Raw genomic sequence first — 273 nt, forward strand, 5'->3', positions numbered from 1 at the left:
GCTAATGCGGTTCAATCAGAAGCGAGGCCATTTCAATGTGCCATATGGGAAGTATAAAAAGCCATTTGTACTTTCTGATTTCTCAGCCTATCAAGACCTGTTTAAAAGGTGTGATTTTATTAGTGGTGATTTTCATCATGTCTTTGAGTCGGTGTCGTCTGACTCGCTACTCTTTGTTGATCCGCCATACTACAAGACGTTCACTACATACTCTGGTGTGCCGTTCACGTTTGAAGATCAGTTGCGGCTTCTTTCTATTCTTGAGTCTGTGTC

General features: G+C 42.1%; 1 protein-coding gene. It reads left to right on the forward strand.

Going from position 1 to position 273, the window contains the following annotated elements; all coding sequences use genetic code 11:
• Nucleotides 1-37: 37 nt before the first annotated feature.
• A partial coding sequence (locus AB4585_RS23100) for a DNA adenine methylase (RefSeq protein WP_372171133.1) occupies nucleotides 38-273 on the forward strand: 236 nt, incomplete at its 3' end.

The organism is Vibrio sp. 10N.222.49.C9, assembly GCF_041474985.1.
Taxonomy (GTDB): domain Bacteria; phylum Pseudomonadota; class Gammaproteobacteria; order Enterobacterales; family Vibrionaceae; genus Vibrio; species Vibrio crassostreae_C.